12 protein-coding genes are annotated in these 12,483 nt (G+C 70.6%); 8 read left to right on the top strand and 4 right to left on the bottom strand.

The genetic code is table 11. The features are described 5' to 3' along the window. Positions 1 to 3 precede the first annotated feature (3 nt). The 4 genes from OG338_RS00060 (at position 4) to OG338_RS00045 (ending at position 3,795) form a co-directional block, all read left to right on the top strand. The gene (locus OG338_RS00060; RefSeq protein ID WP_018520704.1) at positions 4 to 210 is read left to right on the top strand and encodes an MbtH family NRPS accessory protein; all 207 of its coding nucleotides are present in this window, start codon (positions 4 to 6) and stop codon (positions 208 to 210) included. Then, positions 207 to 473 carry an acyl carrier protein gene (locus OG338_RS00055; protein WP_405935317.1) on the top strand — a complete coding sequence of 89 codons (267 nt, stop codon included), beginning with the start codon at positions 207 to 209 and terminating at the stop codon, positions 471 to 473. The genes OG338_RS00060 and OG338_RS00055 overlap by 4 nt, the downstream gene beginning before the upstream one ends. Then, on the top strand, positions 470 to 1,897 hold the full coding sequence (locus OG338_RS00050; RefSeq protein ID WP_405935316.1) for a condensation domain-containing protein: 1,428 nt from the start codon (positions 470 to 472) through the stop codon (positions 1,895 to 1,897). Before OG338_RS00055 ends, OG338_RS00050 begins: the two co-directional genes overlap by 4 nt. A 65-nt stretch (positions 1,898 to 1,962) precedes the next feature. Continuing rightward, the gene (locus tag OG338_RS00045; RefSeq protein ID WP_405940273.1) at positions 1,963 to 3,795 is read left to right on the top strand and encodes a N,N-dimethylformamidase beta subunit family domain-containing protein; all 1,833 of its coding nucleotides are present in this window, start codon (positions 1,963 to 1,965) and stop codon (positions 3,793 to 3,795) included. Between the two features lie 141 nt (positions 3,796 to 3,936). On the opposite strand, the gene OG338_RS00040 is transcribed toward OG338_RS00045, so the two are convergent. The 3 genes from OG338_RS00040 to OG338_RS00030 form a co-directional block, all read right to left on the bottom strand. After that, positions 3,937 to 4,599, bottom strand: a complete 663-nt coding sequence (locus OG338_RS00040) for a 4'-phosphopantetheinyl transferase family protein (RefSeq protein ID WP_405935315.1) — start codon at positions 4,597 to 4,599, stop codon at positions 3,937 to 3,939. Then, the gene (locus tag OG338_RS00035; RefSeq protein WP_405935314.1) at positions 4,596 to 4,838 is read right to left on the bottom strand and encodes an acyl carrier protein; all 243 of its coding nucleotides are present in this window, start codon (positions 4,836 to 4,838) and stop codon (positions 4,596 to 4,598) included. Before OG338_RS00035 ends, OG338_RS00040 begins: the two co-directional genes overlap by 4 nt. 108 nt (positions 4,839 to 4,946) lie before the next feature. Further along, on the bottom strand, positions 4,947 to 5,786 hold the full coding sequence (locus tag OG338_RS00030) for a hypothetical protein (RefSeq protein WP_405935313.1): 840 nt from the start codon (positions 5,784 to 5,786) through the stop codon (positions 4,947 to 4,949). 366 nt (positions 5,787 to 6,152) lie between these two features. Between OG338_RS00030 and OG338_RS00025 the strand changes: the two genes are divergently transcribed. Genes OG338_RS00025 through OG338_RS00010 form a run of 4 tightly spaced genes read left to right on the top strand, consistent with a single transcriptional unit; the run spans position 6,153 to position 11,540 of the window. Next, complete coding sequence (locus OG338_RS00025) at positions 6,153 to 7,223, top strand: phytanoyl-CoA dioxygenase family protein (protein ID WP_405935312.1); 1,071 nt, start codon at positions 6,153 to 6,155, stop codon at positions 7,221 to 7,223. Next, on the top strand, positions 7,205 to 8,515 hold the full coding sequence (locus OG338_RS00020) for a DUF6271 family protein (RefSeq protein ID WP_405935311.1): 1,311 nt from the start codon (positions 7,205 to 7,207) through the stop codon (positions 8,513 to 8,515). Before OG338_RS00025 ends, OG338_RS00020 begins: the two co-directional genes overlap by 19 nt. Continuing rightward, the gene (locus OG338_RS00015; RefSeq protein WP_405935310.1) at positions 8,512 to 10,281 is read left to right on the top strand and encodes a condensation domain-containing protein; all 1,770 of its coding nucleotides are present in this window, start codon (positions 8,512 to 8,514) and stop codon (positions 10,279 to 10,281) included. The genes OG338_RS00020 and OG338_RS00015 overlap by 4 nt, the downstream gene beginning before the upstream one ends. Next, positions 10,278 to 11,540, top strand: a complete 1,263-nt coding sequence (locus tag OG338_RS00010; RefSeq protein ID WP_405935309.1) for an MFS transporter — start codon at positions 10,278 to 10,280, stop codon at positions 11,538 to 11,540. The genes OG338_RS00015 and OG338_RS00010 overlap by 4 nt, the downstream gene beginning before the upstream one ends. Positions 11,541 to 11,782: 242 nt before the next feature. Here the strand turns inward: OG338_RS00010 and OG338_RS00005 are convergent, their stop codons facing one another. After that, a complete protein-coding gene (locus OG338_RS00005; protein ID WP_405940272.1) occupies positions 11,783 to 12,115 on the bottom strand; it encodes a DUF3732 domain-containing protein in 333 nt (110 codons plus the stop codon). Positions 12,116 to 12,483 lie beyond the last annotated feature (368 nt).

Raw genomic sequence — 12,483 nt, 5'->3', positions numbered from 1 at the left:
ACCATGACCGAACCCAGCCGCTACCTCGTGGCCGTCAACGACGAGGAGCAGCACGCCCTCTGGCCGGAGGGCGCCGAACTGCCCGCGGGCTGGCGGGCGGAGGGCTTCACCGGCACCGAGGAGGAATGCGTCGCGCACGTCGACCGGGTGTGGCCGGACATCCGCCCCCTGAGCCTGCGCCGCCGCCTGGCCGACGAGGCCGCCCGGTGACCGCGCCCGCCCCCACCCCGGAGAGTGTCGCCCGGCTCGTCGAACGGGCCACCGACGGCCGGCTCGCCGCCGCGGAACTCATGGACTCCACCGAACCCCTGGCCGCGCTCGGCGTCAGCTCGCTGTCCCTGCTGCGGCTCGCCGACAGCCTGGAGTCGGAGTACGGCGTCCTCATCGACCTCGGAGACCGGGCGCTGTACACCGAAGGTCTCGCGGGCCTGACCGCCCGGGTGCGGGCTCTGGCCACGGAGGGCACCGAGTGACGGCGGCGACGGCGCACGCCACCGAGTCCTTCGCCTTCGCGGGCGGCCGGAGTGGCGATGCCCCGCTGACCTGGGGCCAGCGCGCGATCTGGCACGCGATCGGGCGCACCCGGCCCAACGACCACTACTTCAACATCGGCCGCGTCCTGCCGCTCGCCGACCGGGGCGCGCCGGTGGACCTGCCCCGGCTGACGGACGCGCTCACGGCGCTCCTCGTCCGCCACGAAGCACTGCGCACCCGGATCGCGGACGAGGGCGGGGAGCCGCGCCAACGCCTGCACGGCGAAGGGCGGGCGGAGGTCCGTGTCGTCGAGGCGGACGATCCGCAGGAAGCCGCGACGGCCGCCGAGGCCCTGTTGTCGTCGCTGACCGCCCACCGCTTCGACTACGCGGGCGAGTGGCCCGTACGGTTCGGCGCCGTCCGGCACGCGGGGCGGATCACGCACGCCGTGCTGGCGCTGTGCCATCTGGCAGCCGACGGGCACGCCGCCGAGGTCCTGGTCCGCGATCTGCGGCTGCTCGCCCGCCGCGGGTCGGCCGGTCCGGTCTGCGCCGCGAACCCTCTCGACCTGGCGCGCCATCAGGCGTCCCCGGCCGGCCGCCGCGCGGGCCGGGCCGCGCTCGCGCACTGGGAGAGGGGGCTGCGGGCGGCGTCCCCGACGATGTTCCCCGCGCCGGTCGCCGAGCCGAGCACGCCCCGCTTCTGGACGGGCCGGCTGGTCTCCGCCGCGCTGCCCCGGGCCGTCGAGGCACTGGCCGCCGCGCACCGCGTCAGCGGCTCGACGGTGCTGCTGACCGCCTCGGCCGCCCTGGTCGCCGCCGGTCAGGGCCACCCGGTCGCAGCGGTCATGCCGATCGCGGGCAACCGCGCGGCCGAGGGCCACCGCACCCTGGTCAGCACACTGTCCCAGGACGCGTTGTTCATCCTGCGCATGGACGAGGCGGGCCCGGACGCCGACTTCACGGATCTGCTGGCGGGTGCCTGGCCGGCCGCGCTCGCCGGATACCGCGCCGCCTCCTACGACCCCGCCGACTTCGACGCCCTGCTGGACCGGATGTCCGCGGAGCGCGGCACCGAGGTCCATCCGTACTGCTGCTTCAACGACATGCGCCTGGTGGAGCGCCCGGCGGCGCCTCGGCCCGCGCCGTGCCCGGACGAGTCCGCCGCGCTCCGGCGCCGCGGTGTCCTGGACTTCCCCGCGACCCAGGACCGGGTGGCCTGCCGGTACTGCCTGCACGTGAGCGGGGACGACAGCGCGCTCACCGTCACCCTGACCGCCGACACCGCGTATCTGCCGCCGCACACCATCCATGCCCATCTGCGCGCCATCGAGGAGGTCGTCGTGACCGCGTCGGCCGGAAAACCGCCCCTTCTGACGGAGCTGCCCGCACTCCTCACGAAGACCGAGGAGGCCGCCCGGTGAGCGCCGAACAGGCCCCGAGACCCCTCGCCCGTGCCGGGACGACGTCCTGCGTGCAGGGCGGGTCCATGCGCTTCGCGGTGACCTCCGGCGAGGGCACCCCGCTCACCGGTCACGTCGTCGTCTCCGACGCCGTGACCGGGCGCCCGGTGGCCCGCGCGTCCGTGCACGGCACCGAGTGGACCCTCGACATCCCGCACGACTGGCCCAGTTCGCTGTACGTGGCCCGGTTCCACGACGCCCGTCCGCAGACGCCGGAGCCGGAGCGGGACGCCGAACACGAGGTGTGGTTCGTCGTGCGCGCGGCCCGGCCCGCGACCACCTCGTCCGTGCTCGTCTCCATCCCCTTCGCCACCTGGCGCGCCTACCACCGCGCGGGGCAGCCCGGCCGGAGCCTCTACTACGCCGAGGAACCGGGCCGCGCCGCCCGGGTGTCCTTCACCGACCCGGGAGGGGGCCCGCCGCCCGAGCGCTGGGAGGAGCCGTTGCTGCGCTGGCTGTCCGAGGCCGGCTATCCGGTCGAGTTCTGTTCCGGTCTCGATCTGGACGACGGCGGCGAACTCCTCGCCCCGTACCGGCTGTTGATCGTCAACGGGCACGACGAGTACTGGTCGGCCGGGATGCGCGACAGCGTCGAGACCTTCGCCCGCAAGGGCGGCAACCTGGCCTTCTTCGCCGGCAACACGGCTTGGTGGCAGATGCGCCTGGAGGACGGCGGCCGCACGATGGTCTGCCATCGCGACGCCGCGTCCGACCCCGTCCCCGACCCCCGCCTCACGACCGTCGAGTGGTCCAGCTCGCCCGTCGACCGTCCCGAGAACGTGATGACCGGCGTCAGCTTCCGCAACGGCGCCGGCTCCTGGGGCGCGGGCATGGGCCTCATCGGCCGCGAGTCCTACACGGTCCGGTTCGCCGGCCACTGGGTCTTCGAAGGAACCGGCCTCCGCGACGGGGACACCTTCGCCCGGGGCGCCCTCGGGTACGAGACGGACGCCGCCGAACTCGACTGGTCGGCCGGGGTGCCCCGCGCCACGGGCCGGGACGGCACCCCGCGCTCGTTCGCCGTGCTCGCCACCGCCGACCTGCGGCACTGGCGTACGTACGGGCAGGGCGGCTGGGCCACCATGGGCGTCTTCCGGCTGGGCGCCGGTACGGTCTTCAACGCCGCCACCATCAACTGGGGCCGGGCGCTGGCCGATCCGGTGGTGGACCGGATCACCCGCAACGTGCTGGACCGTCTCGGCGGTACGGCTCCGCAGCCCGCCTGGCACGCCGTGGGGCACGCACCGGGGCTGCGGGCGCTCGCCGCCTGCGAAGGGCGGCTCTTCGCCGTCGCCGAGGACGGCGAGACCCTGCTCCACCGTGAGCCGTCCGACCAGAACCTGCCGTGGGCCGCCTGCCCTCCGGCCCCGGGGCCCGCACCGCGGATCCGGTGCCTGGCCGCCCCGCGCGAAGCATGCCACCCCATGCCGCTGGCCCTCCTGGCTGTGGACACCGACGACCGGCTGCTCGTACGCGACCCGGTGTCCGGGCCGGCGCCCTGGACCCCGGTGGGCGAGGTCCCCGCCGGCACGACGGCGCTGGCGATGTGCGACAACACGCTGTTCGCGGTGACCCCGCACGACGACACCCTGTACGGGCGGCCCGCGCCGCACCCGGACGCGCCGTGGACGGTGCTGGGCCCCGCGGGCGGGGCGGTCTCGCTGACCGTGCTCGACGCGCGCCTCTACGCCACCGGCCCGGACGGGCTGCTGACCCGCCCGCCGGCCGTCACCAAAACCCCCTTCGAACCGGCGGGCCCCTTCCCGGCCAGCAGGGCGCTCGCCTCGTACGCGGGACGACTGCTGGCAGCGACGCGGGACGGCCTCCTCGTCAGCCACGGACCTTCGCTCCGCTCATGACGCCGGACAGGGTCTAATGCGCGGCGCCCAGTTTCGCCCGCTGGTCCGGTGTGAGGCCGAGGTCCACCGCCACCAGGCGAGGACGACCTGGTTTCGGATCCGCGTGACGGAACCCCGGTCGCAGAGCTCGCAGGCTCGGGCTCAACGGCAGTCCTCGGCGCCCCACCCGACATGCCGCACGACGGCCGCTCCCGTCGTCGCCACCGCTGCCACCGCCCCGCGATCGGTCCACGTCTCGACGCTCAGTCGGCCGCCTCCCGCCTTGAACCGGGCCTCCGCCTGCACCCACAGGCGCAGCACTGCCGTGTCCGGGTCGTCGGCTGCTGCCGCCGCCCTCAAGGCGCTGTCCTGTTCGGGGAACCGTCGCGCGATGCGTGCAGGCGGAGGGGGCCTGCGGTGCGCCTGTTCGACGTCGATTCCCAGCGGGCCCGGGCCCACGACGGCCGCCACCAGCCCGTCGGCATGGCTGAGGCTGATCCCTGTTTCCGGGTGGGCCGGAAGGAAGGGGCGTCCGTGGCCGGTCCCGCCGCAGTCGGGGCACCACTGCCGGATCTCGACCTCCCGGCGCGAACAGCCGACGTATCGCGCCGTCAGGTGGCGCACCAGCAGGCGGGCCGCCATGACGTCGTCGCGGCGGGCCGGAATGCGGATGCGGTTCAGGCGCTCTCGCTCCCAAGGCTTCAGGAGCTCCTCGGTCAGGCCCTGCTGGGCCAGGACTTCGGTGGTGCGGGCGAGTGCTGCCCGGACCTGGCGCGCGGGAAGACGGGACGGCCCCGTCGCCGGTCCTGGAGCGACCGCGCTCACGCCGAGGAGGCGTCCGCGGCGCGGAGGAACCGTTCCTGAATCCGGTTGAGGGTACGGAAGTCGTCGATGGTGGCACTCTGGAGGTCGATGTCTTCGCCCGTGATCGACTCCAGCAGGTCGATGAACTCCAGGAAGTCCATGGAATCGATGAGCCGGGCTTCTATGAGGTCCTCGTCGGGGTCCACAACCCCCTCGATGTCGGGGTTCTTCTCGTGGATCCACTCGGTGACCAGGTCCATGCTTGACGTGTCCTTACGGGATGAGCAGGGTGGGGTTGCCCCGGGAGTCGGGGAGCCGGCCGGTCCGGGCCGGCCTCTTGTGGTGGGCGGTTTCCGCAGCGGGACTTCTCAGACGTCGGCCAGAACCGCGAGGGCCGCGTCCGCGCTTCCATGGGTGAGCACCATGGCATGCACCCAGCGCTCGACGCCGAACGCGACGCACGAGCTGTGGGCAGGGCCGGAGGTACCGGCTCGGATGCCGAGGCGTTCACCGAAGAAGTTGCGGTGCCGGTTGACCGAGGCGATGGCCGTTCCGTCGGGGGCGCTGTACTCGTGCTTGACGGGGTCAAGTGCCATGAGCTTCGCCCGCGACGCACCGCGGTCGTAGAACGGGTCGTCGGCTGTCGCGCGGGTGAGGACAAGACCGAGACGGCCGGCCAGTTGTTCCACGAACTCCCCGCCTCGCTCGAGGTGTTCGATCGCACCGTCCTTGGTGCCCAGGTAAATCACCTCACGCATGTGAAAGCCCCACAGGCGGCGCAGGCCGTCGTAATGGGTCTCGTTGCGGAAGCAGCGCCCGGTGCCGGACAGCCGGAGTCCACTGTCACCGACGTCCCGGCCCGTCAGTGCGAGCAGAAGGCTGTAGCAGGTGGCTGAGGGCAGGAAGTAGCCCGTCGTGTTCAAGGGCAGCCCGTCGGGGGTGCCTCCGTTCGCCAGCGCCTCGTACGCATCGGTCGACAGCCGGCCGACGGGTACGCCGAGATGCGGAAAGTTACGGAAGTAGTCGAGGCGCGCGAGCCCTTCGGCGGGGAGCAGGGGCGGGCCGAGCACCTCTTGCGCGGCAAGTCGCTCGGCTAGGCCCGACAGCAGGCGGTCGAGTCCGCGGAACAGCGCCGTGTGCGTGGGGTCGAGAACGGCAAGCCCCGGTCCCAGGCTGCTGAGCAAGGCTGCTGACGGGGTAATGGTCATGTGGTTCGCTCCCTGAAGGATCTGGCGGGCTCCAGGCCGTCTACCAGCCCGCACACCTACGAGCTTGCCGTCTGCGAGCACCCCGCAGGCATCGGCCGCGGTGAGCGCACCGCCCGCCGCCGCCCGGCCCAGGACTGGCGACACTAGAACGGCACGCCGCATATTGTCTAGACCAGAGAAACCCGTGTGTCGCTCCGTCAGGTTCAGGTTAATGCAGCCTACTTGACAGATTCTGAGGTCTAGACCATCGTGCGGGCTCAGCCTCTTCTCTCCACCCCGCCCCGTCGTCCCGCGAGCATCCGACGAGACGACACCCAAGGCCCGGCACTCCCCGCGGCCGCGGTTCCGCACGGCCAAAGGAGCAGCATGCGCACCGCCACACCGCGCTCCCGGACACCCCGACTCCACCGGGCCGCCACCGACCGGCCCTACTTCAGCGACGACGGGGAGTCCTACCTCGCCCGGACCACGCTGCGCGAGCTCAAGAAGTCGCGCCCCCTGCGTGTCCTGTCCGACGAGGACTTCGCCCACTGGCAGACGTACGGCTACGTCGTCGTCCGCGAAGCCGTATCCGCTGACGACGCACGTCGTTTGCTGGACTTCACCTGGGACTTCCAGGGGCTGGACCCGGCGCGTCCCGACACCTGGTTCCAGGACCGCCCCTGGCGCTCTCAGCTCGACCAACAGCTGCATATCTACGGATTTGTCGAGGCATACCACCACCAGCTGTTGTGGGACAACCGCCAGAACAACCGGGTCTACGACGCGTTCGTGGACGTGTGGGACGCCGAAGAACTGTGGGTCACCCTGGACCGGCTCAACCTCAACCCGCCCAACCGCGGTAACCGCGACCGAGCCCTCATCGACCCCACCGACCGCGGCTTCGACATCGAGCTGCACTGGGACATCGACACCACGCTCGGTGTTCCCCCCCAGCGCGTCCAGGGCATCATCGCGCTCAACGACACCTGTCCCGAGACCGGCGGCTTCCAGTGCTGCCCGCAGCTCTTCCGGCGCTTCGACGCCTGGCGCCCCCTCCAGCCCGAGGACCGCGATCCGCTGCGCCCCGAGATGGACCGCGCCGAGTTCCCTGTGGTGCGGCCCGACCTGCACCCCGGCGATCTGCTGATCTGGAACGGACTTCTCGCCCACGGCGTCGCCCGCAACGTTTCCGAGAGCGGTGTGCGCGCGGTGCAGTACCTGTCGATGATGCCCGCCCTGGAGGAGCACGAGCGGCTACGGACGTCTCGTGTCCGGTCATGGGAGCAGTTGCGCACCCCGCGCTGGAACCGCACCCTGGTCGGCGATCCGGTCCTGGCAGAGGCCAAGCGGTACCCCACAGCGGAGCTCAACGGCCTCGGCCGCCGTCTTCTCGGACTTTCCTCCTGGCATGACCGGTCCTCGTCCGAGGAGTCCGCGTGCGCCGCGTCTGCCTGAGCCTGCCCACCCACCGCCCGTGCTCGGGCACCCTGAGGGCGGTGGCAGCAGAAGCTGCCCACGGGGCAAGGGAGTTCGGAGCCGAGGTGCATCTGCTCGTCCTGGACTCCGCCGACCCCTCGGCCCGCGAGACCCATCGCGAGACTCTCGCGGCACTGCCGGAGAGCCCGGGTGTCGTCATCCACCACCTGGACGAGGCGGCGCAGCACACGTTTCTGGCGAAGACCGTCGCGCACTCGGGAGCCGACGATACGGACCGCCTGGTCGCTCTCCTGCTGCCGGAGGGCATCTCCTACGGTGCCTGCACCAACCGCGCGTTCCTCATCGCCGAGTCACTGGGCTGCGTTTCGGTCCACCGCAGGGACTCCGACAGCAGCTACCAGCAGTACGACGGCACACCGGTCCACCCCCTGGCGCACGAACTCGCGCATCTCGGTGAGCGGGCGGGCGTCGTACGCAACCGCGTCTTGACCAGCAGGCTCGATCCGGCCCAGGCGGACCGTCCGGTGGCCCTGGTGGGCGGATCCTTCATCGGACCGATGTCGGTGGACCTCGATGAGATACGTTCCGTTGATCCCGCCGTGTACGAGAAGATCGTCACGCTGTCCGTACCGGACGACGCGCCTCCGCTGTGGCGACCGCAGTTGGTGGCAAACGCGTTCCGCGGCGGGGGGAACACACCCTTCGCCGGCGACCGCACGACTCTCGGGCGTGTGTCTCCCGCGCATGTCGACATGTGCAACGTTGCTCTCAGCCGTGAGGTATATGAGCGGCTGCCGCTTCCGCCCGCCCGTGACACCATCGGCAGTGACTACTTCCTGCTGCACGCGGTGTACGGCGCCCGGCTCCCGGGCGTACTCCACAACCGGCACATCGTGAACCACCACACTCCGGAGCGCCGCACCGACGCCGGCTTCCTCGCCTACCAGGTGCGGCTGGCCAAGTTCTTCTTGGCCGTCCCCCGCCTGCACCGTGTCTACGCGGCCATGGCCGCCGCGGGCCCGGCCCTGCTCGACAGCACAGGCGCACCCCGCACCGAGGCTGTCACGGAGCTCGTACGGGCGAACGCGCACGGGGATCGCGCGGCGGACATCCGCCGGCTGGACACCCTCGACGCAGCTTTCCGATCGCTCAAGAGCCGGTGGACCGAGGCTGCGGACTTCCTCGCAGAGCGCCGGGCCGGCCTCCTCGCGGAGGCGCGGGCCGACATGGAGGAGTTCGTACAGCTCCTCGAAGCCTGGCCCGCGCTGACCAGATCCAGCAGGGAACAAGGACCGGTGATCAGCCGATGACCCCCCACTCGACCCTCGTGGGCGACAACCCGCCTACCACCGAACGCACTCTGACCGTTCGCTTCGGCGGAGGCACTGAGCGCCTGGGCCCGTTGGCGATGGGCCAGGCGAACATGGTGCGGTGCGTTCTTCGCGACGAGCCGGTCCAGATCAACATCCACGACGTCTGGCCGGTCCCGGCGGGCGTGACGGTGGACAGCGCGATCGATGCGCTGCGGGTGCTCGTGGAACGCCACGAGTCCCTTCGCACCACGTTTCCCGGCGCCGACTCGCTGACGGACCTCGGTTGTCAAGCGGTGGCCGCCGAAGGGGAGTTCGTCCTCATAGTCCGTGACCACGACATTTTGCCGCCTCAGCCCTCCGCATATGCGGAGGCGGTTGCCCGCGATGCACGTGTCGACCGGTTCCACCTCGACCGGGACTTTCCCCTGCGTATCACACTGCTCACCGTACGGGGTGTCCCCGCGTACGTCTGCCTGGTCGCGAACCATGCGGCCGCGGACGGTGGTGCGCTGACCATTCTGCGCGAGGAGTGGCTCACACTGGTCAGCGGTGGCGACCTGCCCGTCGTGAAGGCCCTGGCGCCGCTCGATCTCGCGCTCGACGAGCTGTCGCCCGCGGGTCGGCGCAAGTCCGTTGCGTCGCTGCGGTACTGGGAGCAGGTCATCCGCACCGGGCCGCAGGCCATGTTCGCGGAACCCCGCGTCAGACCCGGCGACCACCCTCAGGCGCAGCTCACCCTCCGCTCGCGACAGGCCGGCAGAGCGCTCGCCGCAGCTGCCTCGCGCACCGGCAGCCCGGCGCCGACCGTACTGCTGGCCGCCTGGTGCACCCTCGTCGGTCACCGGGCGGGGCAGAGCACCTGCGTCATCGCGGCCCCGACCTCCAACCGGCACCGCCCGGCCCTCGCCCGCGCGGTGACCGCCCTCTCCCAGGACGCGCTGCTCCGGCTCGACGTCTCGGGGCCGACGTTCGACACGGTGCTCCGCAGGGCCTGGGGGGCAGCCCTCGACGCATACCGGCACAGCAGGTTCGACTCGGTGCGGCTGTGGGACATGATCGAACGCACCACGCGCGACCGCGGCAGCCACTTCAGCCGTGACGTGGTGTTCAACGACGTCAGCAGCGTCCTCGGCACCCGGCTGGACGACCCGCCGACGCACGCGGAGGAACCCGACATGGAACTGGTCTGGGGGCCGGAACAGAAACTTCCCACTCGCATGCTGACCTTCGTCCATGCCATGGAGCCGGCGCTGCGACTGGCCCTGTGGGCCGACCCGCACTTGTTTGAGCGTCATGAGGCGGAGGAGTTCCTCGTGGGGCTCGTCCTGTTGCTGGAGGCTGTGGCGGTCGATGACGTACCGCTGAAATCCTTGACCGACGTCACCGGAGTACGGCCCGTACCGCGCGACGCGAACTGGCTTCACATCGACGGGTGCTGGGTCTCGCCGGAGGCAATTGCCGCAGTGCTTCGGGCCGTCGCGGACACAGTGCACGTGGCCGTGGAACCTGCGGGGCCGGAGGGCGTCCCCGGTTCGAAGGGCGAGATCATCGCCTTTGTCGCCTCGGGGGGCGACCCCATGCTCACGCCCGAACGCGTCCACGCCGCGCTGATGGATGCCCGGCCCGCCCGTCCGGAAGTCCTCGCTCCCCACTGGTACGTCATCGTCCCAACTCCGCCGTCCACTCCCGGTGACACTGACGCCTGGCGTCGCCTGCCGGTCCTCATTGAAGGGAACGGCCGGAACACGGCCGATGCCACATGACCACCGACGAGATGCCTGAAGCCCTCCCCTCGGCCCCACCGAGTCCGTGGCGGTCGGCGCCCTTCCGCCTGTTCTTCACCGCGCGCAGCGCCTCTCTCCTCGCAGACGGCATGCTCATGGTCTCGTTGACCTCCGCAGTCCTCGGCACGGGGTACGGGGCCTCAGGGGTTGGTTACGCGCTCGCCGCGTGGATGACTCCGATCGTGCTTCTCGTCCTTTTCGGCGGCGTGCTGGCCGACCGGTTCAGTCCACAGGTCATGATGGTCGCCGCGGACCTGGTGCGGATGGTCGCCATGGTCGCCATGGGGGCGCTGCTTGCTTTCGCCGACACCCGGTTGTGGCAGATCATGGTGCTCATGGCGCTCAGCGGCGCCGCCACCGCTCTCTTCCAGCCGGGCCTGGCCAGCATCATTCCGCAGGTGGCCCAGGACATCCAGCGGGCCAACGCGTTGCTGCGTGTCTCCGAGGCCCTGAGCGCCCTGCTCGGTCCCGGCCTCGCCGGCCTGCTGGTCGCATACTGGGACGTGGCCGGGTCCTATACGGTGATTGCCGCCGCGTATGCGCTCAGCGCCCTCGGGCTGCTGCCCCTGCGCAGGCTCGCCACCCGCCGCACCGAGGGCGACGCCCCGATACTGCAACGTCTCGCCGCTGGCTGGCAGGAGTTCCGCTCACGGAACTGGTTGTGGAGCGTCATCGGCATCTGGGCGCTGTTCGGCCTGTTCGTCTTCGGTCCGGCGCTCCCCTTGGGCGCTTCCCTCATCACCGAGCAACATGGCGCCAACGGCTTCGGCTGGATCGCTTCCGCCGATGGCGCGGGGACAGTCATCGGCGGCCTCATCGGCATGCGCGTACGCCCCGGACGGCCCATCGTTGCCGGAGCACTCGCCATGCTGTGCTTCGCCCTCAACCCACTGGCCCCCGCGCTCGAATGGTCTTTCACCGCCACAGCGGCAGCACACGTCCTGGGTGGCGTCGGCTTCGCCTTCTGGGGAGTCATGTGGGCGACCAGCATCCAGACTCATATTCCACTCGCCGTACTCAGCAGGGTCTCCGCCTACGACGTCGCAGGCTCCATCATGGTCATTCCCCTGGGCCGTGCGCTGGCCGGCCCTGCAGCCGAAGCCTTCGGCGCAAACAGAGTCCTGGTCTTCTCCTCCGTTATGGCGCTTGTATGCCTCGGAGCGATGCTGTGCGTGCCCGCGGTACGACGGTTGGGTCCTGAGCCCGAGATCGTGGAGGCGACGACGGCCTCTGTCTGACAACACGCACGGGTAGCGCTGCACCTTGCCAATTTCCGTTAGCGCGAGGGAGCTGGCCGGACCCTGGGTGAGCAGGTTTTTGGTTGGGTGGTTCGCTGAATTTGCGCAGTTTCTGGGTGCGGCAGCTGTGTGACTTGGGGTGTTTGTAGCTTGGGGTGCGTTTGTGCGGGTTGGTTGAGTACTGTGCAGGTTCCGTGATCCCTGGTATATGGCGGTGGTTACGGGGTGGGGTTGGTGTCGGGTCAGGTGGTGGGGATGGGTTTTTCGTCGTTGTGCCAGTTGTGGCGGAGGGATGCCTGGTACCGGGTGTGGGGCAGGTCGGCGTGGTTGCTGACGATGACCTGGAAGCCGGGGGCGGGTTCGGTGACGACTTGGTGCATCAACTGGAGGAGGCGGCTGACTGTCTCGCGGTCTTCGTCCTGGGTAAGGTTTTTGGGCCAGCCTCGTGCTTTTGCCATGTTGGAGGGGTAGTAGGGTTTGGTCGACTGGTCGAGCATGGGGTAACCGGGCAGCTTTGCTGGCTGACGAACCTGCCTGTTGAACTGGGCTACAGCGGGGGAATACCGTTGGTCCAGTTCGGATCCATACCAAGAAATGAAGCATAGCCTTGGCTGGGACTCGAAGCCGGCAGGATTCGAACCTGCTCACTCCGTACAGCACAGCCGGCCGCCCGCGTAGCGGGTTCTTGCCCGGGAGCGAAGCGGACGGGCCGGGGTGGAGCGAAGCGGAACCCCTGACACACTGCCATAAAGCGGCCGTCTGTCAGGCGGCGCGGAGCGAGGTCCGTTCACTGCGTTCACGGAGCGAAGCGGAGGGAACGCCCGCGCTTCGCGCGGGCCGGGGAGCGAAGCGAGCCGGTGTCCCTAGCCCCTGGAGCGAAGCGGAAGGGGTGCGCCAAGCGGAGCGCGGCGCTTCGCTTGCTCATCGCGTAGCGATGAGGACC

The organism is Streptomyces sp. NBC_00726, from assembly GCF_045161735.1.
GTDB lineage: Bacteria > Actinomycetota > Actinomycetes > Streptomycetales > Streptomycetaceae > Streptomyces.
Note: the sequence above shows the minus strand (reverse complement) of the source record. Positions and strands in the feature narration are given on the sequence as shown.